19 protein-coding genes and 1 pseudogene are annotated in these 22387 nt (G+C 68.7%); 4 read left to right on the top strand and 16 right to left on the bottom strand.

What is annotated here, in order from left to right; all coding sequences use genetic code 11:
• Positions 1-17 precede the first annotated feature (17 nt).
• On the bottom strand, positions 18-395 hold the full coding sequence (locus tag AQJ11_RS39620) for a hypothetical protein (protein ID WP_059266611.1): 378 nt from the start codon (positions 393-395) through the stop codon (positions 18-20).
• Complete coding sequence (locus tag AQJ11_RS39615) at positions 392-2809, bottom strand: AAA family ATPase (protein WP_059266610.1); 2418 nt, start codon at positions 2807-2809, stop codon at positions 392-394. The genes AQJ11_RS39620 and AQJ11_RS39615 overlap by 4 nt, the downstream gene beginning before the upstream one ends.
• A 184-nt stretch (positions 2810-2993) precedes the next feature.
• Between AQJ11_RS39615 and AQJ11_RS39610 the strand changes: the two genes are divergently transcribed.
• Entirely contained in the window at positions 2994-3494 is a 501-nt protein-coding gene (locus AQJ11_RS39610; protein ID WP_059266609.1) for a hypothetical protein, read from the top strand.
• Between the two features lie 105 nt (positions 3495-3599).
• Here the strand turns inward: AQJ11_RS39610 and AQJ11_RS39605 are convergent, their stop codons facing one another.
• The 5 genes from AQJ11_RS39605 to AQJ11_RS39590 all read right to left on the bottom strand — a co-directional run bounded on the left by AQJ11_RS39605 (position 3600) and on the right by AQJ11_RS39590 (position 8695).
• Positions 3600-3959 (bottom strand): hypothetical protein, encoded by a 360-nt coding sequence (locus tag AQJ11_RS39605; RefSeq protein ID WP_059266608.1) that lies wholly within the window; start codon positions 3957-3959, stop codon positions 3600-3602.
• Entirely contained in the window at positions 3956-4435 is a 480-nt protein-coding gene (locus AQJ11_RS39600; protein ID WP_059266607.1) for a hypothetical protein, read from the bottom strand. Before AQJ11_RS39600 ends, AQJ11_RS39605 begins: the two co-directional genes overlap by 4 nt.
• Positions 4436-4590: 155 nt before the next feature.
• Positions 4591-4884 (bottom strand): hypothetical protein, encoded by a 294-nt coding sequence (locus tag AQJ11_RS50575; RefSeq protein ID WP_159061789.1) that lies wholly within the window; start codon positions 4882-4884, stop codon positions 4591-4593.
• A gap of 453 nt (positions 4885-5337) precedes the next feature.
• Complete coding sequence (locus AQJ11_RS39595) at positions 5338-6606, bottom strand: McrC family protein (RefSeq protein WP_059266639.1); 1269 nt, start codon at positions 6604-6606, stop codon at positions 5338-5340.
• Positions 6599-8695: an AAA family ATPase gene (locus tag AQJ11_RS39590; RefSeq protein WP_059266606.1), complete on the bottom strand. Its 2097-nt coding sequence runs from the start codon at positions 8693-8695 to the stop codon at positions 6599-6601. The genes AQJ11_RS39595 and AQJ11_RS39590 overlap by 8 nt, the downstream gene beginning before the upstream one ends.
• A 141-nt stretch (positions 8696-8836) precedes the next feature.
• Between AQJ11_RS39590 and AQJ11_RS39585 the strand changes: the two genes are divergently transcribed.
• A complete protein-coding gene (locus tag AQJ11_RS39585) occupies positions 8837-9064 on the top strand; it encodes a hypothetical protein (protein WP_208616732.1) in 228 nt (75 codons plus the stop codon).
• Positions 9065-9093: 29 nt separating this feature from the next.
• Here AQJ11_RS39585 and AQJ11_RS39580 read toward each other — a convergent pair whose 3' ends face one another.
• The 4 genes from AQJ11_RS39580 to AQJ11_RS39565 all read right to left on the bottom strand — a co-directional run bounded on the left by AQJ11_RS39580 (position 9094) and on the right by AQJ11_RS39565 (position 12246).
• Positions 9094-9426 (bottom strand): hypothetical protein, encoded by a 333-nt coding sequence (locus tag AQJ11_RS39580; RefSeq protein ID WP_059266604.1) that lies wholly within the window; start codon positions 9424-9426, stop codon positions 9094-9096.
• Positions 9423-10715 (bottom strand): PIN-like domain-containing protein, encoded by a 1293-nt coding sequence (locus AQJ11_RS39575; RefSeq protein WP_159061788.1) that lies wholly within the window; start codon positions 10713-10715, stop codon positions 9423-9425. Before AQJ11_RS39575 ends, AQJ11_RS39580 begins: the two co-directional genes overlap by 4 nt.
• A gap of 259 nt (positions 10716-10974) precedes the next feature.
• Positions 10975-11628 carry a class I SAM-dependent methyltransferase gene (locus AQJ11_RS39570; protein WP_059266602.1) on the bottom strand — a complete coding sequence of 218 codons (654 nt, stop codon included), beginning with the start codon at positions 11626-11628 and terminating at the stop codon, positions 10975-10977.
• Between the two features lie 174 nt (positions 11629-11802).
• Positions 11803-12246: an ATP-binding protein gene (locus AQJ11_RS39565; protein WP_059266601.1), complete on the bottom strand. Its 444-nt coding sequence runs from the start codon at positions 12244-12246 to the stop codon at positions 11803-11805.
• Between the two features lie 224 nt (positions 12247-12470).
• On the opposite strand from AQJ11_RS39565, the pseudogene AQJ11_RS39560 reads away from it, so the two are divergent.
• Together AQJ11_RS39560 and AQJ11_RS39555 are read left to right on the top strand one after the other, a co-directional pair.
• Positions 12471-13153, top strand: a pseudogene (locus AQJ11_RS39560) (helix-turn-helix domain-containing protein).
• Positions 13150-13335 carry a DUF397 domain-containing protein gene (locus AQJ11_RS39555; protein WP_059266600.1) on the top strand — a complete coding sequence of 62 codons (186 nt, stop codon included), beginning with the start codon at positions 13150-13152 and terminating at the stop codon, positions 13333-13335. Before AQJ11_RS39560 ends, AQJ11_RS39555 begins: the two are co-directional and overlap by 4 nt.
• Before the next feature lie 62 nt (positions 13336-13397).
• Here AQJ11_RS39555 and AQJ11_RS39550 read toward each other — a convergent pair whose 3' ends face one another.
• The 5 genes from AQJ11_RS39550 to AQJ11_RS39530 are packed head-to-tail and all read right to left on the bottom strand — an operon-like array spanning position 13398 to position 22248.
• Entirely contained in the window at positions 13398-15092 is a 1695-nt protein-coding gene (locus AQJ11_RS39550; protein ID WP_159061787.1) for a GTPase domain-containing protein, read from the bottom strand.
• On the bottom strand, positions 15085-18036 hold the full coding sequence (locus AQJ11_RS39545; RefSeq protein ID WP_159061786.1) for a GTPase: 2952 nt from the start codon (positions 18034-18036) through the stop codon (positions 15085-15087). Before AQJ11_RS39545 ends, AQJ11_RS39550 begins: the two co-directional genes overlap by 8 nt.
• 2 nt (positions 18037-18038) lie before the next feature.
• Positions 18039-20156 (bottom strand): Hsp70 family protein, encoded by a 2118-nt coding sequence (locus AQJ11_RS39540; RefSeq protein WP_059266597.1) that lies wholly within the window; start codon positions 20154-20156, stop codon positions 18039-18041.
• Positions 20153-20764 (bottom strand): hypothetical protein, encoded by a 612-nt coding sequence (locus AQJ11_RS39535; RefSeq protein WP_059266596.1) that lies wholly within the window; start codon positions 20762-20764, stop codon positions 20153-20155. Before AQJ11_RS39535 ends, AQJ11_RS39540 begins: the two co-directional genes overlap by 4 nt.
• Positions 20761-22248, bottom strand: coding sequence for a hypothetical protein (locus AQJ11_RS39530; RefSeq protein ID WP_159061785.1), 1488 nt, complete (start codon positions 22246-22248; stop codon positions 20761-20763). The genes AQJ11_RS39535 and AQJ11_RS39530 overlap by 4 nt, the downstream gene beginning before the upstream one ends.
• Positions 22249-22387: the final 139 nt, after the last annotated feature.

The raw sequence follows: 22387 nt of genomic DNA, 5'->3' as shown, positions 1-22387 counted from the left end.
CCCGGGAGATTTTCGGCTCAGCTGCCTGTGGCACGGAGGACCGTCAGGAGGCTGGTGACCTCCCTCAGCCGCCCGTGAATCTCCTCCGGACGTGGCGGCAGCTCGTACGTGCGGTAGTGGCATGCCGCGCTCAGCGCCGACCAGGTGGTGCGGCATCGACGGGCGGTGTCGTGGCCCGCGTACCACTCCAGGCACAGCATGCGGTGCTTGCCGACCCGCGTCATCGACGGAGTGACCCGCTGCCAGTAGGCGTCCAGGGCCTGGTCGAGCGCCATGCGGAGCAGGACCGCGGCGGCACGGGCGCGGAGGCCGGGAGGCAGGGTGGTTACGGTGCCGGGGGCGGGCAGGAGGAGGCGGGCGGCGGCGGTCACCAGGGTCTCCGGGGACGCGCTCATCGGGCGCCCCCGGTGCTCTGGGCCCCAGCACTGCTCCGGATCGCCGCCGCGAGCGCCTTGGTGCGGCGGACGAGATCCTTACGGTCGTCCACGGTCGGCAGGGGCGTGTGGGTACCCGAGTTGAAGGCCTCGATCAGCGCCCAGCCACCGGGACAGATCCGCTCGACGGCTGCACGGGCAGGCTGCTGCTCGTCGCCGAGCAGGGCGAGCGACACGTACGTCTTGGTGCGATCGAGGGACTCCACGCGCTCCTCCACGGCCCGAAGCCCGAGTCCCTTCTCGTCGCGGAGCCTGCGTCGAGCCGTCTCCAGGCAGGCGGCTTCCACCGCCACCCTGCACATGGCGGGGAGCACATGGTCGGCCACGTCCTGCGGCAGGCCGCGGTCCAGAGAGACGGCCCGCGCCTCCGCGAGAGCCTGCTCCACCGGGTCGGTGAGCGTCTCCACGCCCACCACGGAGTCCGTCTGGCGGCTCACGCGCAGGACGGTTGCCTTGATGCCGAGGTGGGCGATGGCCTGCTGGAGCCGGGTGTCATGGGTGAAGACGATCACCTGCCGGTCCTGGGCGTACGCGTCGAGCACCCGGGCCAGACCCTCGACCTTCTCGGGGTCCATGGACTGCACGGGGTCGTCGATGACGAGGAACCCGAACGGACTGTCCGCGTGTGTGGCACGAGGCAGGAAGAGCGAGAGCGCGAGCGAGTGCAGCTCGCCCTGGCTCATCACGCTGTAGGCGGGGGCTGACATGTCGTCCACGGAGACGTCGAGCTCGACCTTGCCACGACCGGGAGTGCCCGCGAGGGTGACGGATCCGAGCGTGACGCTGCTGTGCTCGCACAGCTTCTGCCACACCTCCTGCGACCGCTGGGCGAACGGCCGCAGGCGCTCGTCACGCAGCTCGTCGATGATCGGCCGCAGCCAGGCCCGCGCCTTGCGCGCGTGCTTGCGGCGCTCGCGCGCGGCCTCGGCCGCTTCCTCGGCACCGAGCCACTCCGCCAGCCGTACGGCGAACGGCTGCCAGGCGGCGTCATGCGCGGAGAGCCGCTGAACAGCTTCTTCCCGCACCTGCCGGCAGGCGTCGTCCAGGGTGGCCGCAGCACGCTCGACGCGGTCCGCCAGCTCGCGGGGGTGAGTGATACCCCGGCACTGGACCCACTCCTGCCACACCACCGTGAGCGGGGAGTTCTCGCCGCGCAGCCACACCGGAACCGGCTGCACGAGGTCGTGCACGGCCCGCACGGCCACCGCCACCTCCTGCCGGGCGGCCTCGGCGTCGGCCGCCTCTGTCTGGAGCCGCTCCACCTCCGTCCGCGCCTGCTCGGCCCACGCCCGGTCCAGCCGGTTCTCGGCGCCGCAGACCGGGCAGTCCGCGCTCCTCGAGCGCCGCTGGTGTTCGATCGCCGCCTCCAGCAGCCGGGCCAGGCGGCGCGCCTCCTCGGCACTGCCGTACCGGGCCTCCTCGGCAGCGGCGGCGGCCTCCCTCAGCCGGCCGACAGCCCCGCCGACCTCCGCCAGATCCGGCCCGGCGAGGCTCGCGTGCTGTCGCAGCCGGGCCAGCTCGGCCTCGGCGGCCGGGGTACGGCTCCCCAGCAGCGCACGCACCCGGCCGAGGTCGCGGTTGGCTCCCGACAGCGCCTGGGTGGCCTCGCGGGACCTGGGGTCGTCGAGCGTGCCCAGCGCGTCGAGGAGCTGCGCGGTGAGGGCGTCCGCGTGCTTGATCGCCTGCTCGCACTCGCTCGCCGTGTCCTTGACCCGGCCGTCGAACTCGGCGAGCAGTTCGAGCCCGAGGAGCTTGAAGAAGGCGTCGTGCAGGCCGCCGAGCGTGCCGTTGATCATCGACCCGAGTTCGCTGTACGGCAGGAACGGCCGGGCGAGGTCCAGCGCCTCGGCGTCGACGACCTCCTCCAGCTTCCGCTCCGAGCCGTCCGGTCCCTCGACCTTGGTGCGCGCCTCGTCGACCTTGAGCCCGTGCCAGGCCCGCCGCACGGTGAGTGCCTCGCCCCGCTCGCCGACAGCCAGTTCGACGCACACCTCGGGGGTGACGTCGGGACTGTGCAGGTTGCGCCAGCCCTTCTGCCAGTCGGTGGCGCGCCGTCCGTCCCATCGGGAGTTGCGTCCCGTCAGCGCGGTCTCGGCGGCCTCGGCGAAGCTCGACTTCCCGGAGCCGTTGGGACCCGCGACGACGACCAGCCCGGGCCCGGGCGGCAGTTCGAGCGTGGTCCGCGGACCGACACCGCGCCAGCCGGCCGCGGTGATCGACCGGAGCTGCACGGGTCCAGCGCGACCTCCACTGCTCGTGGCCGGTTCGTCGGGAACCAGCTCGCGCAGCAGCTCCTGCACCTGAGGCGCGAGGTCCGAGTGGCGCAGGCGATCGAGGAGGAGAGCGCGGAGGGAGGCAGGGGGCTGATCGGTCATGGTCGTTCCCGTTGTCGGGGCGTGGGAGAAGGGGCCACGCGGACTGGTGATGCGTCTTGTTGGCGCTCTCAGCATGGCGACACCTTGTTAGCACTGTCAACGCATATTCAAGATTCCCGATATTCGAAATTGTGTACGCGCTGGAGATGTCGGACCGGTCGACCAAGCCAGATAAGGTGACCGCATGCCGTCCGCGCACCTGCTGATCATCGGAGACCGCGCCGCACTGAGCTGGGTGGTCACCGAGCAGCGGATGGCGTTTCCCGCTGGCCGGGCCGAGGCGGCGCGAGCACTGGGGGAGGGTGACGAGGTCTTCGTCTACACCACGCGCGGTTGCTTCCGGAATCCGACGCGTGACCTCGGCCGGGTCATCGGACGGGCGACGATCGTGAGTCCCGTGCGCGTCTTGGACGAGCCGGTCGTCTTCAACGAGCGCTCCTACTCCGAGGGTTGCCGCCTGAAGGTGTCGGGTCTGGCCCCGTTTCGTGAGGGGCTGGTCCTGCGCGATCTGGTGCCGCGGCTGTCGGTCTTCCCTGACCCGGCGACCTGGAGTGTCCGCATGCGTCGAGCGTCGCTGACTCTTCCACCGGCTGACGCCGAAGTCGTGCGCACGGAGTTGGAACCGCTGTTGCGTTCGTACGGCGAAATGCGCGAGAGGTACCCCTGGGAACCGGCGGAGGCTTGAGTGTCACCACGCGCTTCGGTGTACCGGCCACGTTGAACGGCCAGGGGGTGGAACAAGGAGGTCGATCCTCACCGTCCTGTTCCGCCCCCACCCGGCTGTCCCGGGTCAGCGTCGGTCTGTGGCTCGCGGGTGCCCCGTACTTGCGAAGGTGATCCAGCAAGTCTCCCGGACGGTGTCGAGGAGGTACCAGATGCGGCCGCCGCCTGTCACCTCGATCTGCCACTGCTCGCAGGTCTGCCCGCGGTGGGTGCCATGCGCCAGGCCACCCTTGAGGCGGTGGTGCCGGGGTGTCTCGGTGGCCGGTCTGGGGGCGGTGCGCATGGTGATCCAGGCGCGGTAGGTGTTCTCGCGGGCCTGCTGGGCGAGGCTCTCCCAGCCCTTGGCCGAGGCGGCGTCGGCGAAGCGGACTTCCCAGTGGCCGTCCGGTGCCGGAGGTGCGGCGCGGTCGCCGCGGCCGGCGGTCATGTGACGTCCCGCGGGTCCGGTACCGGGCCGTAGTCCTCGCCGTGATCCCTGGTCAGTGCGGCCAGCAACTCGGGGTCGGAGTAGACCTCGGCGGTGTGCTGCCAGGCGATGAGCAGCTGGGCGACGGACGCGCTGTTGCCGAGCGAGTCGGCGGCGCGCATGGTGTCGACCAGTTCGACGGCGAAGGCGTGGAGATCGGGCTCGGGCAGAAAACGGACCCAGGGGAACGCGTCCGGCAGTATGTCGAGGAGCAGTTCCATGCTGCCAGGCTCCCGGCGAGCCATCGCGGCCAGCATCCGGGTGGCTGCCGACACCACGGTCTGGTCCTGCTCGGCCCGGGCGGCAGTAGTGAGGACCAGATCCTCGCCGTCTCTGCGGTGCAGGAGCAGTCTCGGCGATTCCTGGAGCCGGGCAAGCGTCTGCTTGTTCTTGTTCACCAGCTCGGAGAAGTTCACGGCTGCACTCTCGGCACTCATGACTTTGAAACTACTTCGAAACTCACCCTGGCGCCATCACCCAGGAGAGGGACGCGGAGCGGTGGGCCGATCGCCCTGCGCAGTCGGCGGACTGAACGTAGGCCCGGTTGCGGTCGTCGACAAGTTCTCTTCGGCCGATCGGTAACCAGGTGTGATCAGGCTCGTGCCCTTGCGTTGATCCGGCCGTCGATCTGGCGCGGTGCGAGTACGGTCTGGACCGCAGCCAACGCCCACCATCGAACCGGGAGCACGACCGTGACCGCACTGCACGCGCAGCCGCAGCCCGGTGAGCCGCTCATCCCCATGCCGCCCTGACCCCCGACGCCCTGCTGGCCGCCGTCGAAGAGCTCACGCCGAGCCGTATGCCGGCGTTTGTCGGTGATCTCGTCGACGCGACCACCAGCGCTCAGCGGGCCCAGTCCTTTGCTCCGCTGCGCATCTTCGTTCACACGTGGGGTGTGTTCATCGCGATCCAGCGCTACCCCTCACGAGCCGCTCGCCTGCGTCACCTGGAAGACGTGGTGAGCGGCGGGGTGGTGGATCCGGCGGATGCCATCGCCGAGATAAGGAAGATCCACCAGATGCGGAGGCCGAGGCCGGCCTGTGACCGACTGGAAGTGGGACGACAACCCGAGCGAGGAGTACCTGACTGCCGGGCTTCCCGTCGGTGTTGTCGAAGAGGTGGAACGCATCGCCACCGAACTCGCCGCGCTGGGCATGACGCCGAGACGGCTGGAAGCAGACCCGAGGACAAACCAGGTGGCTGAGGAATTTCCCGATCTTCGGCGGTCGCGGCTTCATCCAGTTCCTTGCCGTACCCCGGCACGAGTGCGTCTACGTCTGCAACATCGTTCTGGAACGGGTGAGGCGCTGCGGCGAACATCGTTGCCACTATCTGCCGCTCAGTGCGGCGACGGTCCGTACATCGATGCGGACTGCTCGGTAAGCCACGCGACTGCTCGTTGAGGGGGTGCGTGGGTGTCGATGCCGATGACGTGAAGGGTGCCGAGCCTGCCTTGCGAGCCGTCGACCCGGAGGACGCGATGAGCGTGGCCGCCCGGCTGGGGATGGACGATCACCGCATTGGGGGCGTCGGCGGGGGCGTAGCCGGCGCTGTAGGTGAGGAGTTGGTGGATGTCGGCGGCGCTGACACCGTGGCGGTCGTAGCGCTTGTACTTGGCGTCCACCGGCAGCAGTGTGCGGTGAGGCCGGTCAGGCGCCGGGAGGCTCAGGAGCAGGTCGGGGCGGAAGGTCGAGGCGTTGCCGAGGTCCCCGCGGACGGTGATGCCCCTCTCGCCGCGGCTGGGGACGGCATGTCCACCGCACGGGGCGGCGGCCTCGGCGCCGAGGCGTCGTACCACGGCTTCCCAGAGCGCGGGCATGGGCAGCAGGAGGCCGTCCGCCGTACTGCCCAGGTCGGTGAGCAGGTCGGTGACGCCTCCGCCGCTCAGCAGCAGGCGTGCCCAGGTGTGGGCGGGGCGATAGCGGGCGTTCAGGCGCGTGTACCTGATGCGGTCGAGGGCGCGCAGTGCCGCGTCCGGGGTGGCGGCCCGAGGGAACGCACCGGCGATCCCGTGCAGCTCGCGAGCCAACTCGGAACCGGAGGTGAGGGTGAGCGCGACTCTCAGGGCAGTCCCCAGGACGCGGTTGTCCCAGATGTCGGTCTCGCGGTCGAAGGTGCCTATGTGCAGCTGGTCGAGTTGTCCGTACCGACGGGTGGCCTGGGCCGCGAAGTCCAGCCGCCCCCGCAGGACCGGTTCCACGCTCTGGTGACGTACGTAGTCGCGGCGCAGTCCCTCGCGCACCAACTGTTCGCACTGCTCCAGCAAGGCCGCGGCCACGAGGTCGGCGTAGCCTTCCGGTCCGGTGGCCCAGCGTCGTGACATTGTCCGAACGGGCGTCGGCGCGTCCAGGGCGTAGGCGAGCCAACTCATGAGCCGGTCACCCGGTATGGCGAACTTGGGCTCGACGACGATGCGGACGCGGTCGAGGACCAGGACTCCGACGCTCGAGTCCGCCCGGAGCCGCCATCCGGAACGGTCGGGGCGCAGAGTGAGGTGACCCCCTGCCTGGAGGGCGTGCAGGCGACCGACATCCCGGGAGGTGAGCTGTTCGATGTCCAACGGAACGGACTGGTACTCGCCGAGGCGGACCTCGGTGCGCTCAGGCATCGGGGCCCGGCTCACCGCCGCTGAACTCGGCTGCCAGCGCGGCGGCGAGGTCCTGGGGTGACATGAGCGCGGTGCGGCCGGTGTCCGCGTCGACCAGGCTGCCGAGGACGCGGTGCAGCAGGTCGGCACGGCCGAGGCAGTAGTCCTCCAGCAGCGGGATCACCTCGTGGTGGAAGGCTGCGGCGAGGTCGTCCTCCGTGGCGATCGGCGCGCCGTCACGCAGCAGGTAGGCGTGTCCTATCTGGTGATCGGCGTCGAGATGCCGGGTGATGCGGGTGTTGAGGGATTCGAAGAACTCCGCCAGGTCCAGCGGGCCGATCGTGCCCGAGACGGCGTCCGGGTCGGGGCCGACGGAAACGAAGGCGAAGCGGCGGCGTACGGCAGCGTCGAGGTGGCTGATGCTCCGGTCGGCGGTGTTCATCGTGCCGATGATCCGGATGTTCGGCGGCACGGAGAAGCTCCGCCCGCTCACGGACAGGGCGAGGGGCAGGCCGCGCTTGTCGAGTTCGAGGAGCGTGATCAACTCGCCGAAGATCCGGGGCAGGTCACCGCGGTTGATCTCGTCGATGATCAGGAGGTACGTCTGCTCGGGGTGTGCCGAGGCCCGGTCGCACAGGGCGTGGAACACCCCGTCCGTGAGGGCGAGCGTGAGCCCGGGGCCCGTGGCGCTCAGGTTCGGTTTGAAGCCCTCGACGAAGTCCTCGTAGCCGTAGGAGGGGTGGAAGGTCACCAGATGGACGTGCTCGCCGCCCAGCATCTCGGCCTGGGCCGCGGAACGCTGGGCGGGGCCGGCGTTGATCACGTCCGCGCGGCCGGCCATGAAGAGGGCGGCACTGAGCGCGAGCCGGGTCTTGCCGGTACCGGGAGGCCCGTGGAGGATCACCTGGCCCTTGCGTTCCAGCGCGTCCAGTACGGCCCGGACGTCCTCGGGTGCCAGCTCGGCGGATGACGCGGCCGTCTGCGTAATGGAGTCAGCCGCCCGATGTGCGGTGAGCCTGGCGAAGAGCGTCGGGTCGACCTTGGCGAACGTGGACCGCCAGCCGTGCTGGGGTCCTGACAGCTTCTGCGCGTGGGAGACGTCCCAGTCGACCGGGACCACGTGCCGGTACTCCGGCCGTTCGGGGTCGAACCGATAGCCTCCGGTGACAGTGCCCGTGGCCAGGACCTTGTCCATCCCACGGTTGGCCACGACCCGGTCTCCGGCCTCAAGGTCCCGGAACGCGAGGAGCCTGCGCGCGGTGGTGAGGCTACGACCGCTGCCGCTGGGCCAGTTCGCGTCAAGGGCCTCTTTCAGCTCGGAGTCGGTCTGATACTCACCCAGGTCACGAAGTTCGTCCCACCCTACGCAGATGAACCCGCCGTCGCGGCACTCCTCCCACAAGCGGGCGCGCTCGCCGGGGGCGATCTTCCAAATCGTGCGCGTCTGGGGACGCGGGTCGAATTCCTGGTAGAGGAAGGTCATCACCTCGTTCCCGGTCCAGCCCGCGAACTCCGGTCGGGAACGGACGAGTTCGAGGAGTTGCCGGTTGCTGCGCCAGGTCGGTGAGTCGGCGCCCGACGTGCCGCCCAGCAGGGCGAGGAACTTCCGTAGGTGCCCCGCGGAGTAGACGGGGAGGAAGTGCTCGGGGAAGTAGGTGGCGAGAGTCTTGGTCACCAGCGCGGGCCCGAACCGAAGGATTTCGAGGTCGTCCACGGCCGCGAAGTCGCCCACGCCCGTGGCGGTCAATGCCCGGAGGAACTCGGCCCGAAGACGCTCCCACGCGTCCTGCGGCTCCATCCCGCGCAGGGGCGCCGCGAGCCGCCACTCACCGGAGTTGTGACGGTACATGATGTGCTTCGCGGCGCTGCCGCCCTTGATGCTGCCCAGGCACTGGGTGCCGAACTCCATGAGTCGGCAGTACGTCATCATCCCGGGACCGGACGGGTTCAGGCCCAGGGCGTAGCGCTCCAGGGGCAGCGTGGGCCAGTCCTCCAGGGGGAACTGGGCCAGCACCTGCTTGCGCTCCTGCTCCGCGCCGGCTTCGTCCTTGGCAGCGGTGCTCCGGTCGAACCGGGCTGCTGCTTCCCATATGTCCACGCCGTCGGTCATGGGGGTCATGATGCCGGAACGGTGAGGGTCGCAGGGGGTGCGGGGCGTTTCGGGCCTGCGTGGCCGCGTCCGCCGCAACGGCCGGCAGGAGCCCTGCCGCTGCGTGTCATGCTGTGGCGGTCTTTTGATGGGGAGGGTGACATGACCGAGAAGCCGCTGACGCACAAGCAGGCACTCGCCGCAGTGATCCAGGCGCTGGGTGGCACCTGGGACACGGAACGTGCCGTACTGGCCCTACGGGTCTCGGGGTACCGGCCGGCGAACGACGAAGCCGCGGGCAAGGAAGCCCGGCGCAACCTGCGCGAGCTTGCCGACGACGGTCTGATCGTGAGGCCGGACGCGGACGAGGCCGTCTACCGGCTGGCGTAAACGCCACCGCGGGGCTCCGACGCCGCCCGTCAGGAAGCAGCGGGCTCCTGGAAGCCGTTTGTCTCGATGTGGGCGATGGCTGACGGGTGACTGGTCAGCCACTCGCCGCACACCCGCCAGTGATGAACGCTGCCGTCGCGGAACTTGGTGCGCACCTCCTCGACGAGCTTCTTGTCACAGTCGCCGCTCGTGGCCATGGAACAGATGACCTTGTCGTGTTGCTCGAACGCCGGAATGTACGGGTGGACCGACAGGATCGGAGAGAGCATCTCCCGCGCTGCTGCATGAGGCATGGCACGGGAGAGTAGCAACGTGGCTTCGCCGGCCGCCTCCACGCCGTGTGATGCCCGGTCGGCGGTCATGACTCGTCCTCGTCTCCCAGCTCGTTGACGAGTGGTACGAGGAGTGGGTGGACGGAGAAGCCGGACGCGGGGCCGGGGCCCGCGTTGTATTCGGCCTTCAGGACCTGGACGGCCGACTCCGGGATCTTGCCCAGGCTTCGCAGCAGGCCGGTGATGCGGGTGACCGGCTTCGTGAAGCCTCTGAGGGAGCGGTCCTCGGGGTAGTGGCAGATGTCGTAGACGCTCTTGGCGTCCGCGACGCCGTCCTTCTCGGCGGCGTACTTGATGACGGCGACCCTGTCTTCGTAGTTCTCGTACGTCAACCGGTCGAAGAGTTCCTGGAGCGCGTCGGTCGTCCAGCCGCCGTAGGTTCCGTCGTCGGTCCCGATTCGTTCGACGCGTTCGATGTCCTCGACGGATCCCTCCCGGAGACCGAACTCCAGGATCGGCGCGGCGACCTCCAGGAACCGTTTCGGCGTAAGCATGAAGAGCCGCCCGCCACCCCGGGTCCTGAGCTCCTCGGTCAGTTCCGGCCGCGGGCCGCGGTTGAAGCCCTGCTCCTTGCGCCACCAGTCCTCCTTGACGTCCGCCGTCACGAACAGCACGTCGCACCGGCGGCGGCCGGCCTCCCGGAGGATCTGCTCCCACACGAGATAGTCGGCGGCGGCTCCCACACCGTCCTTCGTCTTGTCCATGTATCCCGGAGGCAGCCGCTTCTCGACGCGGCGCATGCCCTCCGCGATCGCCTTGTCGTGGTCCTGCGGACTCAGTGGAGCGCCGACCCGGCCGTCGAGCGCGGGCTCCAGGTCCGCGATGACCGGATCGGTGCTCGTGTCATGGGTGATGTTCTGCCACTCGCCCTCGCCGACCTTGACGATCGCCTCCTGCACGTCGTCGAAGACCTCGTTCAGCTGACTGCGCAGACGGTCGGTCTCCTCCTCCGGCAGGGCCACGCGATTGGCCCAGGTGCGCAGGGTGCGTTCCGCCTGGGCCGCGTGACCGGCCATGTCCTCGGCGGCCTGCGCACCGGACGACCGGGCGTCGCTGAGGGTGCTCTCACGGTTCCGCCAGAACTCCACGAGGACCTGGTGGGGCACCCACAACCGGTCTTCCACGGCGCCGAGCGCACGCAGCAGGTCGCCGCGCGCCTGCTCGGTGTAGCGGTAGAGGTTCAGCAGGACGTTGGCGTCGGGGGCGACCAGGCCGTGGGTCAGCACAGAGGTGAAGTCGTCGGTGGTCGGCGTCCGGAAGGCGCCGAAGTCGTCGAAGAGGCCTCGGTTGTCCACCCCGGCCGTCGTGTCCTCTGCCACTGCGCCCCCTTTGTTGCCGTACGCCGCATCCAAGGGGTAGGCATACCGGCCCGCCCCCTTGCGTTCGCCCTGCTGGAAACGTAGCGCGTCGACGGTGACGACGGGCAGTGAACGGGCAACTCACGCCGATCAGTTGGTCGGGAGGCTCCCCGTCAACTGGGCCGGTGACCCACCTTGGTCTGGCGCCAGTGCGAGTGCTGCTCCAGGAGTGGCCCCGGTCGGCCAGGAAGGATGCCGGCCCGGGGCTGTGACGCGTCTGTCAGGCGCGGGCCTGGACGATGAGCGTGCCGATGTGCCCGGCTTTCGGGGCATCCACCACCGTCGCCTCAGCGGACGTGAAACCAGCTCGGAGCAGGTGCCGCTCCCAAACTACGGGCTTGTAGCTGTATCGATACGTGAACATGGCCTTCCCCGCGAACCCACCCTTGTACATGCCCTGCGGCCCGTAGGCACCCGGAATGGCCGGCGGCTGGGAGAACACGAAGACGCCGCCCGGGACGAGGCGCTTGCGGACGAGGGGGAAGAGGCGGGACGGGTCGGTGAACCAGGCCGCTCCGAAGATGGAGTACACGGCGTCGTACCGGCCCTCGTCGGCGGCCAGCCAGTCGAGGATCTCTGCCCGCTCGATCCGCACCCCGAGTGGTGCCCACTTCGCGCTCGCGAGCGCCACCATGCGCGGCGACAAATCGACCCCGGTGACCTTGACGCCTTGTTGCGCGAGGTGGGCGAGGGCGCGGCCGGTGCCGCATCCGATCTCCAGCACGGTCTCAGGGCTGTCGAGGAGTTCGGGTCCGGGGCCGTGGCCGGCGTACTGGGTCCAGCAGAATGACGGCTCGGCGTCGTCCTTGAACGCGGATTCGGCGTAGGCGTCCCACAGTTCGGTCTCGGCGGCGATGTCGCGTGGGACGGGCACAGCGGTTCCTCGTGTCGTCGGCAGCGGGAGCCCCCGCCCTCGGGGAGCCGTGAGGACCGGGGCGCGTAGCGGGGCTCAATGGCTGTCGGGGACCTTGTCGTCGCGCGGTGAGCAGTCCGCGCCGTCGATGACCCACAGCTTCTTGTCGATCGCCCAGCCCTGGGAACGCGCCCGTCACGGGCGGGCTGGGGAGCACTCGTACAAGCCACTGGTAGGTCCGGCAACGGGGCTCACCTCGGCCCAAACGGTCTTGCCGCCCGGCGGATGCGGATCGGTGCCCCAGCGGTCGGCCAGGGCGCCGACCAGGAGTAGACCGCGGCCCGTCTCGCCGTCCGTCGCCGGGTCGGTGGGTGCGACGGGGAGTTGGCCGCCCTTGGCGTCGGTGATCGCGATGCGGAGGAGGCCGGTCGTGGTGTCGAGAGCGAGGGCGAGCCGGAAGTCGCGGCCCTGGACGCGGCCGTGCAGGGCCGCGCTGGCGGCGAGTTCGGCGACGATCTGCTCGGCTCGCTCGGTCACTTCTGGTGACAGGTCCCAGATGCGGAGCTGGTTGGTGGCGAGGAGGCGTGCGAGGCGGGCTCCTCGGTGGGTGGAGGACAGGAGCTGGACGAACGTGACCACGCTGCTGGCAGGTTGGGGGGTGCGCTCATGGGGCCAATGTGGCGGGCGTACGGGGGCGCGTTCCAGGAGTGGCGTCCGTACGGTGCGTCGGCGTACGGACACAATCTGTGGACGGTACGCGGGGTCCTCCGTCACGCTGGGTGCTGTCGGGTGTGGAGCGACGGACAGTGCGTGTCACGTGTATGAACGGGAGGTGGCCGCGAATGTGGGGCGGCATCGACATCATGGCCGAGGACTGCGGCGACGGGGAGGCGGCCGGCGGTGAGCCGGATCGTGAGCCCGACCCCTCGGACAGTCTGCGGAGCTGGGGAGCCGTCCAGCAGGCGCTGCGCGAGCATGCGGGGTACAGCAGGGCCGAGTTCGCGGACCTGGTGCGCTTCTCCAAGCACACCGTGGAGTCGGTGGAGCTGGGGCGGCGGATGCCCGACGAATCGTACGTGGTGCGGTCGGAGGAACTTCTCGGGAACACCGGGGCGTTGCGGAAGTCGTCGAGCTGGAAGACTTCATGGTCCGGCGGATGGAGCGGCAACGGATGCTGTTCGAGCGACCGACGACGCCGTTCAGCTTCATCGTCGAAGAGCACGTCTTCCGGCGGCGCTTCGGGGACAGGGAGCTGATGCGGGAGCTGTTCGACCATGTACTGGAGCTGAGCGCACCGCGCAATGTGACGCTGCAGACCGTGCCGTTGGAGGCTGGGTTGCATGCATGCCTGGATGGGCCGTTGCGGCTTCTCGAAACTCCGAAGGGCCAGAGGTTCGCGTACTCCGAAGGCCAGCAGAACGGGCGCCTGATCTCCGACCAGAAAGAGGTGAGCCTGCTGTACCAGCGCTATGACTCACTGCGCTCGCAGGCCCTGAACGCCAAGGACTCGCGGGGTCTGCTGGAGCGACTCCGAGGAGAACTATGAGCACGACGGAACTGGCGTGGTTCAAGTCCAGCTACAGCGGCAGCCAGGGTGACGACTGCGTCGAGGTCGCCGCCACCGCACAGGCCGTCTGCGTACGGGACTCCAAGGACGTGACACGCCCCCACTTCGCCGTCGGCCGGGATGGCTGGTCGCGGTTCGTGGAGTTTGCGGCAGGGGCCTGAGTACGTTCGTCCCGGCGGTCGCGTGATGACATCCACCGCCGGGACATAGGCCCGCCGCCGTCTCAGTCGCCCGGCCTGACAAGCTTCTCCGCCTCGTCGCGGAGGCCCCTGATTCCTTCCAGCGCTGTTTCACGCGCAGCGCTGATCTCCGCACCCTGCTTTGTGAGTCCGCTGAGCGACTGCTCCACCTCGGTGATCCACTCGCTGAGGTGCTGCTCACCGGTGTCATTGAGGTCGGTCCGCTGCCTGAGCGCCACGTCGGCGAAGTGATCCCGGAGCGCCTGTCGGCGTTTCTTGATCGCCTTCCACTTGCTCTGGTCCTGCGCGATGCTCTTCACGTCCATCAACGGGCCCATGACCGCCACAGCCCACTGCACCTTTCCGGCCGCACCGGCGACCTTCTTGGTTGCTTTGATCCTGCCCCACGGCTTGAACTTGTCGACGCCGTTGGTGATCTTCCCGCCGGCGTCGAGCACCTTCTGGCCCGCGCGGGTCTTGTTGAGCCAGTTCGCGATCTTGGCTGCCGCTTCCGGCTCTCCTGCGACCTTCTCGATCAACGCGTGCAGTTTCTTGGCGCCCACCTTCTCGGCCTTTTCGGCGGCTTCCCTGATGGCTCGTTCGTACGGTGACTGCGTGGGCGCGGCGAGTGTCGCCTCGGGGGCGTCGACTTCGTTGACCCAGGCCTCGGGCTCGGGCACGGCATCTCCGTACTCAGCGGCCAGCGCATCGAACGCCGCCCTCACCGATGAGGAGAACCTGACGTCGAAGTCGGTGCGGGCATCGATCAGTTCCCCGGTGACGGCAGTGGCGATGTCGACGGGGACGGTGCCGTTCTTCTCGGAGACGCCATCGGCGGCTCTGCCTCCCGCCGTTCTGACCCTGGAGGCGACGATCTCGCTCTCCCGCTCCAGGGTGTCCAACACCGCCGTCTTCGCCCGGGAGATCGACTTCTCGGCCTTCTTCGTGGTCCGCGCTGCGTCGAGCTCCCTTCCGTCCAGTTCCCACCGCTGTTCGGCGTCCTCCAGAACCCGGACGAGTTCGTGCGCCTGCGCCTTGGGCCGCATTCCCTCGACACCAGGTGCCGTGATTCTCCGCAACTCGGCGGTGAGGGCGTCGATGCCACTCTCCGCCACGAGCAACGCACGTTGCGCGTCAGTAAGTTCGGGTTCGTTGCCCGCGTCGACATAGTCGCGCGCGTCGGTCGGGATGACCGGGACACGATCGGCGAAGGGCCCGAGCCGTTTGCGGATCTCGTCGAGGATGACCTCGCGGTCGCTGTTCTCGGCGCTCATCTTGTTGACGACGACGACACTGCGGTCAGCGAACCCGTCGGCATCGAGCGCCTGCAAGATCGCCTCGGTCTCCGCCTCGCCCGGCAGCTCGCTCGTCGTCACGATCATCAGCGCGTCCGCGCCGCGCACTCCACGCCGGGCTGCCGCGGAGTGTTCGTCGTTGCCGGACAGTGTTCCGGGCAGGTCGACCAGCGTCACGCCGTTCCACGGATACGGCGTCGCCTCCTGCGTCTTGGGTGCCGCGTCGACGAGCTTTGCGACCTCGGCCGCCGGAAGCCGACGCAGTGCCGCGATGAGCATCGACTTCCCGGCGCTGTACGGCCCCAGGAGGGCGATCCGTAGCGGGCTTGTGTCCGCCTCGGGCAGACTCGCTGTCAGGCGTCGGGTACGAGGGTGAGCGTCGAGGATCTCCTTCGCCTGTGCACTCAGCGCGAGTACGCGGGCGTCCAGCCTCCCGTCAGTCATGCGCGGTCCTATCTCCATCTCCGCTTACAGAATCAGAGCAGATCTCGATCCGCTCGGTGAGGACGTCCACGATTCGCTCCTGCAAGCACGCCCGCACGTCCGCGACGCTGGACGCGTCGGTCCAGACGCGAAGTTCGACTCCTGGCGTTCGGCGTGCCGAGCGGACGGTCGCCGGGTCACCGCCCGCAAGGGCCAGGAGCCGGCGCACGAGTACGAGGTCGATCGCGTCAAGGGCGGAGCGCACGGCCGACCTCAGTCTGCGGAGCTGCTCGAACCGCTCCCGAGTGCGACCGATGTCTGCGGACTGAGCTTCGAACTGAGCATTGACTTGAGCCGTTGCGTCGTCGACGACACGAGCCACCTGCGCTTCGCGCCCGTCGAACAGCTCATCGAGCCTGGCCTCGGCTGCGGCCGTGGTCTCGCCGGTCCACTCGTCCCGCGCCTGTCGCAGGCGATCAACCTCGCCGCTCACTGCTTTCGCCGCTCCGGTCAGGGGCGTCAGTACGTAGTCCGCCACCACCACGGGAGGGGGAGCGAGCTTCTTGGGGATTCCCTTGGCGGCGACGGAGCCCAAGAGGGCTGTCACCGCCCCTTTGGCAGCAGCCGTGCTCACGCTGCTGGGCTTCACGTCAGGACGCGGCCGCACTTCCAACTGCTCGTCGTCCTGCGGCTCTGGACCGCGTGCCCGCGTGCGCAGAACCTTCCCCCGTTTCCGCGCCTCCTGATCGAGGTCGCTTTCGAGACTTGAGACAAGTGCCTCCAAATCCAGACCGGTGACGAAGTCGCTCCACCGCTGCGCGTGATCCGCGCCGCCCAGCTCCCGAACCACATTCGGCAACCGCTCTTTGGCACGGTGCCGCTCGGCTTCGAGCCGGTCGTGCGTGTTCCGGCCCGCGGTCTGGAAAGCTTCGAGCAACGCGTCCCGTTCATCCGGCGCCGAGCGTTCGAGTTCGCCAAGCGCGAGGTCGATCCGGGGAAGTTCCACGGTCAGCCGGTCGTGGATCGCGGCGAGCGGCGCCCGTACGCCTTCGGCCAGCCGGACGGCGCGAAGGGGAATCGCGCGCTCGGCCAGGAGCTGTTGGAGGGACCGCTCCAGCTCGGGCAGCCTGCTCGCCCGAAGGGCCTTGTCTCCCAGCTCGCGATCCTCCGTGGACAGCGCCTCGTGCGCGGCGCCGGAGTGGACCGCGAGGATGACGGGCGGCGCGACCCTGACCGTTCTGGCGACCTGTTCGATCCGGACGGCGTGCTCCGGCGTTGACTTGAACTCTCTGTTCGGGTGATTGGCGAAGAGCTCAAGACGGACAGGTGTGTTGACCAGCCCCTTCACATTGACGACAGCCAGCAGAGGTTTCCCCGACAGGAGAAGTCGCTGGAGTTCGGCGGACTCCTCGTCGCGCAGCGTGTCGGCGTAGTTCCAGATGACAGCGTCGGCGCTGTCGCACGCGTCTCGGGCATGCTGGGCGTCGAAGTCGTCGTCCTTCGCGGCGACGCCGGGTGTGTCGAGGTAGGTCACGGAGCCGACATCGAACGCGGAGGTCTTCCGCGTGGTGCGGTGTGCGCCTCGCCCGATCCCGGTTCGGTCCGCATCGCGCGTGAGGGCCTTGCGGAGCGTGGTCTTCCCGGACTTGGTTCTTCCGGCGATGGCCACGAGCAGTCTGCCACCCACCGCGGGCACGGTCCGTACGGCATCGTGCAGTTCGCGTTCGAGCGAGCAGATACGGCTGATGGACCGGACGAGATCCTCGCTCTCGATCGCGTACGGGGAGTACGACGTCCGCTGAAGGCCGGCTTCGGCCTTGGCCCGGAGGATGGACTGGACATTGCGGTAGGCCGAGCGACTCACGTCCACCGCCCCGGGCGGAAGCGCGAGCTCGCCGATCAGGGACTCCAGGGCCTCGCCCAGACCCGGTTCGGTTCGTCGCGCGTCCATCGCGGCGGCCACGCGGTCGAACGACTCGACGTTCTCCGTGTACCAGGACTCAAGAGCACGCAGCTTGTCGATGTCGGTCTGGGAGGCGACCGCCAGTAGCCCCGTCGCGAGCCGTGCGGCCGAACTCGTGGCCGGCGCGTCGAGGGAAGCGGTCGGGCTCACGAGGGCCGTCGAGAGCCCATGCTCGATCACTGCCCGCGCACGGTCGTCCGCGAGCATTTCCAGAGTGCCTCCCGAAACGACGCCCGTGTCGCGAGCCCCGATCGCCCAGAGCAGGGCATCACGCCGATCCGCTCTGAACTTGAACGGCACGTTCGGCCCGAGCCAGCGCCACCATTCCGGTTGCACGGACAAAACCGCCTCGTACGACTCATTCGCGGCGATGAAGTCCTGCACCTTCCCAAGCCGCGTCACCAGATCCTGGTTCCGTAGATCCCGCGCTGCGGAGACACTGTGTTTGAGCACGAGCTCACGTGCGCCTGACGCCTGCCGACTACGTCCGCGGCGACTCAAGTCGGTCACTGCGCGATCGACGTCGATCTCAAAGATCGAACGCCAGATCTCCTTGGGCCACCCCTGATCCGCACGACGACACTGCTCAAGGACTCCAGGCAGTGTCCGTTCCGCGAGCGCCACAGCCGCAAGGTCTGCCCTGAGCGCCTCCGTCGTCACGCCCTCGAGAGCCTGGAGATGAGAACGCAGTCCTTCGAGCCGCATCAACTCTCGGAGGGCTCTGGCCTCGCTCGGTGTCAGAGTCCGACCCCGAGCCGTTGCCAGACGGACCAGTTCCCCACCTTCGACGCACGACGCCACGGCTTCGGACACCCACCGGAGAGTGCTCCCGGACGGTGGCAGTCCGGCACACCCGTATGCTTGGGCAACCGCCTCCACGCCCTTGGCCAGCCGCTGGAGTGGTGCTGACCCGGCCGTGGCGTCGACGCCCAATGGTTCGAGCAGGAGGGCAAGCACCTCAGCTCTGAGACTCTCCGTGTCATTCAGTGCCGTGTCATTCACCACTACTCCTCGTGAGGGCGGTGGTATCTGAACTCGGGGAGGGGACCAGAGCTCGGGGGAATCAGGGCCCTCGACTGCGGAGGCACCTCCGCTCGTACGATCTGGTGGCGAGGCGGCACGCAGGTGCGCGGTGTGAAAACCCACATGCCTTTCGACAGGGTGACTCCGAGCACCCGTTCCTTGTCCCGCAGCCAGGGATATCTGTTCTGCAACTCGACATAGTTGTCGTTGGTGACGACGGTCCCGCCGGTATCCTCCGCGATCGCTGTGACAAGAGCGTCGCCCTTGCCCTCGGTTCCGGCCGGAGGCTGGATGAGGTCCCCTTTGCTGAGCGCAGAGTCCACTGCCGCGCGTTCTCCCTCCGCCACCTTGTGTCTGAACGTGGCGTCGACGACAACGTGGAGTACGGCGTCGGGATACCGCGAAGTCAGGGCGTCACGGGCGGACAGCAGTTGGGCGAAGGACGGCCGGTCGCCGCTGTCGTACACACCAGGTCGCCGCGGTGACCTGCCGATCCACGCCAGGTTGGAGCCGTCCACCACGAGCACTGCGGGTGCCGAACCCGTGGCTTGCTTCCGGGGCTGCGCCGCCAGCGGCCTGGTGACGGTGTTGCCCGCGAGCAGATCATCGAGTTCCTTGCGCACTGCCGGCGTCGGACCACCAGAACTGAAACTCTTGATCTCCTCATTCAGCACCTCTTCGCCGGTGCGTTCAAGGGTTGCCTTGACGTGCAGGAGCCCGTTCGTGTCGTACGTGTACTCCAGCAGGAAGCGGGAGTCCTCACGAGCCCGGGGGTCCCGATAGGTGAGTCGGAGGTCTGTCAGCTTTACGTTGTCGGGGTGATCCAGGGGCCGGTCCGGGTCACCCTCCCAGATCTCCACGGCGAGACTGCTGGCGTTGTCCAGGCGCGGCGTGTAGTTCTTGCGCTCCTTCCACGGCAGCGGCGAGTTGCGCGGAATGATCTGACTGAACTTCTTCTGTCCGGCGTCGTCCTTGACGACTGTGCCCAGGGCATGGCTCGTCGCCACCTGGATCACGCCGTCAACCTCCCCCGACAGCACAGCTGCCGCGATGGAAGCGCCGCGGGCAACCGCCGTCATGGGATCGCAGAGATCGACCTCGACGGGCTCCTGCTGCATGACCTCGGCGACCGCCGCCCGGACGCTCGGGATCTGGCTCGTACCGCCGATCATCAGCACCGCGTCCACGTCCAGAGGCGCCATGTGCAGGTCGGTGAGGCACTGCTGGATCGGCGCGAGAGCGCGGTCCACAAGGTCGGTGATGGCTTCCTCCAGCTCCTCCTGCCACACCTCGACGGTGTCACCGTCCGGAGTCCTGACCGTGACGGAGTCTTCGGAGGACAGGCGGATCTTGCTCCGCTCCACGTCCAGTCCGAACTGCCGCTCTTGCGCGGGCGTCCACAACGATCGCGCCGGAGCCCGTTCAAGGATGAGGTCACGCAGACGACGGTCGATCTCCAGACCGCCCAGCTCGGTCACACCCCGTGACGCAAGCTCCTCGAAGAACCCGTCCTGGTAGTCGAGCACGGTGACGTCGATCGTTCCGCCGCCCCAGTCGAAGACCAGGATGGTGGGGTCCTTCTTCAGCTCATCTAGGTCATTTCGTAGGTCGTGCGCGTACGAGATCGCGGCTGCCGTCGGCTCGTTGAGCAGCGCCAGGACATTGATGCCCGCGAACTGCGCGGCGGCGCGGGTGCGATAGCGCGCGGCTCCCGTGGCGTTCGCGGGGACGGTGATCACGGCCTGGTCGATGGCGGTGAGGTTGTGCTCCGCGCCCTTCCGCATGGCCTGGAAAACACCGGCGGCCACCGTCGTGGCCGCGAATCTGCGGTCCTGGATTCTGACGTACTCGTCGCTCTTGAGGAGTCGCTTGCAGGCCTCGGCCGCCTCTTCGGAGCGGAGCTTGGCCTCCCAGCCGAACAACGCTCCCCGGCGCAGCGAACTCATGCCCACCACCGACGGGAAGAGGTATTCGAAGCCTGGATGGCGCCAGTCGGCGTCGATGTGGTGGGCGTCCAGCAGTAGTACGTCAGCCTCATTGCCCAGCCACTGGGCCACCACGGAGTTGGTGGTCCCAAAGTCGATCCCGGTGGCGGTCACATGCCCTCCCCGTTCGTCGCCTCGTCCCCGGCAGAGTGGTTTCCTCCGTCTGACCCAGGCAGGCGACGCAGCTGTCCGGAGAGCACCAGCTTGCCGGTGGCCTGGTCGACGTAGGCCGGACGCAACACCTCGAACGCCTCACCGTCGCCTTCCACCACCACGAAGAGTTCACGTTCGCCGTCGGGCGCGTCCACGCACCGTACGCCTTGGTCCAGCAAGGCGGTACGGATGCCCTTCCGAAGCGAACTGGCACTCTGGTTGGGCGCGCCGGCGAGCAGGTCGATCTCGACCATCCGGGCCACGTACTCCTCCCGCGAGCGAAAGGCCTCCAGAACGGCCTGACGCAAGGCAGCCGTCACAGCGGCCTGAGTGGGGCGCTCCTCTTCCGGGAGAGTGGTCAGAAGGTCGGTCGCCCGCTCGGTGAAACGGGAGAGGAGCATGGGAGGGCTGAGCAGTTCCTCGGGGCGGTAGGTGCGCGGGGAGTCCTGGGGGACGTCGGCCGCCGCCCGCCGCTTCTCCCGACGATGTTTGAGGCCGTTGTTCCCCTTGGGGGTGACCCGCTTGGGGGCCGCCGTGGTCTTCCGCTGGCTGCGGGGCACCTTTTTCACTGTGTGTGCATCCTTGCGTTGCGATCGGGGCGCCGGGGCGCGTTGAGCAGGTGCGGCAGCAGATCCGCCACCGCCCGCTGCCGGACGAGCGCCAGACTGTCGGGGGAGCGAGGCGTCGTGCGCCTGGTCAGCGGGGCCAAAGGCGGGACCAGCGTGACGGGCACCTCGTCCGGAAGCTCGAACACGTCCAGGTCGAGAGGCAGCACGAAGAAGCCGGACCAGTCCTCGTCGCGCTCGGCGTCTCTGATGCGTTTCATCGCGCTGTTGAGCCGCGCGCTCATGTCCACGTCGTGCACATGCTCCCTGCGGAGGTCCCGGTACCGGCTCTCCCAGCTCGGCGCGCCGTGCGGCAGGCCGAGATCCAGGTAGGGGTTGGACGCCGCCGGTCTGTCGTTGCGGGGAACCGCCCGACGCTGCTCGACCATGCGGAGGTTGGACTCGGCCAGCTCATGCGATCCACTGATCCCCTTGAGGACGACGGCCGCCGCGTTCAGTTCCTCCCGGAGCAACAGTGTGTACGCATGGAAGTTGAGGGCCTCGGCTCGGTAGGCCGGCTCAGCGGTCTCGAACGACACCAGCTTGTCTATCTGGGACGACGCACGGGTGAGGTCGTTCAGGCACAGCAGGTCGTAGGCCTGACGCAGGGCCATGAGCGCATGCAGGGGCGAACGCGACGGGTTGACGGCTGCCTTGGGCTCCCACAGAGAGAAAATGAATCGCCACAACCCCCTGTCTTCCCAAAGGTCACGGTCCCAGTTGCCGACATCGGCCCCGTCCAGGAGCCGGCGCAGCCGGAGCACCAGATCGCGGGGCAGCATCCCTTCGAGCTCCTTCACCACCGAGGCGTCACCGTCGGCAACTCGCTCCAAGAGGTCGTAGACGTCGCCGACGGAGGGCAGGGGCTCGCCACCGGCGAGGAACGCGCGTCGCCGCTGCGGGGCCGTCCACTCCAGTGCAGCTGCCTGCTCGGTGGTTACCTGCTCGGGTACCAGCCGGGCTATGAGGTACGCGTGCTCCGTCTTCTCGGCCCGGTACTGCCAGGGCTGGTGCTCGGGGCCTACCACCCCGGCGTCGATGAGGTCGTCGAGGGCGCTCAGGGGTATCCAGGGAAGCACACGCGGCAGCATTCGAGGGGGAAAGGCGGCCGTACCATCCGTCGCGAACGCACTGAGAAGGGCGAAAGCACCGTAGGGGTCCTCGCTCCCAGAGACGGCGAGCGTGTCGTCGCCCTCTATCAGGGCGGCGAGCCGTTGCTCCCCGACCTCGGACAGCCACAGGAAGCCGCCTGCGTGGATCGCCGTGAGCGTCGCGGCGATTGTGGCTGGGTCTGCCCGTTCGAGGACGGTCCGCACAGCGGGCAGTAGCCGGTCGTCCGGTTCGTTGCGCAGGGCGTCGGCCAGGGCGTCATGCGTCGCGTCCTGTGCGAGGGGGGCGAGCTGTTGGAGCAGAGCGAGGGCCTGCAGTACCGCCTGTGCTCCGAACACTCCCACCTTCCGCCACCTGCGTACGGTGAACCCGTCGACCCCCGCATCCGCGCTCTGCGCCTCCCGGCGCTCTCTGAGCACCCTCAGCCGCTCCCGCTCCCGCGCGACCGCCTCGGCCCGCGCCCCCGACACCGGCCGC

The sequence above is a fragment of the Streptomyces corchorusii genome (assembly GCF_001514055.1).
Lineage (GTDB): Bacteria > Actinomycetota > Actinomycetes > Streptomycetales > Streptomycetaceae > Streptomyces > Streptomyces olivaceoviridis.
This window is presented reverse-complemented; position numbering and strand designations above follow the sequence as displayed.

Excerpts from the sequence above, each read along its gene's own strand:
- AQJ11_RS39550 (WP_159061787.1), bottom strand. The coding sequence starts at position 15,092 with ATGACTGACGGGAGGCTGGACGCCCGCGTACTCGCGCTGAGTGCACAG.
- AQJ11_RS39620 (WP_059266611.1), bottom strand. The coding sequence starts at position 395 with ATGAGCGCGTCCCCGGAGACCCTGGTGACCGCCGCCGCCCGCCTCCTC.
- AQJ11_RS39610 (WP_059266609.1), top strand. The coding sequence starts at position 2,994 with ATGCCGTCCGCGCACCTGCTGATCATCGGAGACCGCGCCGCACTGAGC.
- AQJ11_RS39590 (WP_059266606.1), bottom strand. The coding sequence starts at position 8,695 with ATGACCGACGGCGTGGACATATGGGAAGCAGCAGCCCGGTTCGACCGG.
- AQJ11_RS39580 (WP_059266604.1), bottom strand. The coding sequence starts at position 9,426 with ATGACCGCCGACCGGGCATCACACGGCGTGGAGGCGGCCGGCGAAGCC.
- AQJ11_RS39555 (WP_059266600.1), top strand. The coding sequence starts at position 13,150 with ATGAGCACGACGGAACTGGCGTGGTTCAAGTCCAGCTACAGCGGCAGC.
- AQJ11_RS39595 (WP_059266639.1), bottom strand. The coding sequence starts at position 6,606 with ATGCCTGAGCGCACCGAGGTCCGCCTCGGCGAGTACCAGTCCGTTCCG.
- AQJ11_RS39615 (WP_059266610.1), bottom strand. The coding sequence starts at position 2,809 with ATGACCGATCAGCCCCCTGCCTCCCTCCGCGCTCTCCTCCTCGATCGC.
- AQJ11_RS39605 (WP_059266608.1), bottom strand. The coding sequence starts at position 3,959 with ATGACCGCCGGCCGCGGCGACCGCGCCGCACCTCCGGCACCGGACGGC.
- AQJ11_RS39600 (WP_059266607.1), bottom strand. The coding sequence starts at position 4,435 with ATGAGTGCCGAGAGTGCAGCCGTGAACTTCTCCGAGCTGGTGAACAAG.
- AQJ11_RS39585 (WP_208616732.1), top strand. The coding sequence starts at position 8,837 with ATGACCGAGAAGCCGCTGACGCACAAGCAGGCACTCGCCGCAGTGATC.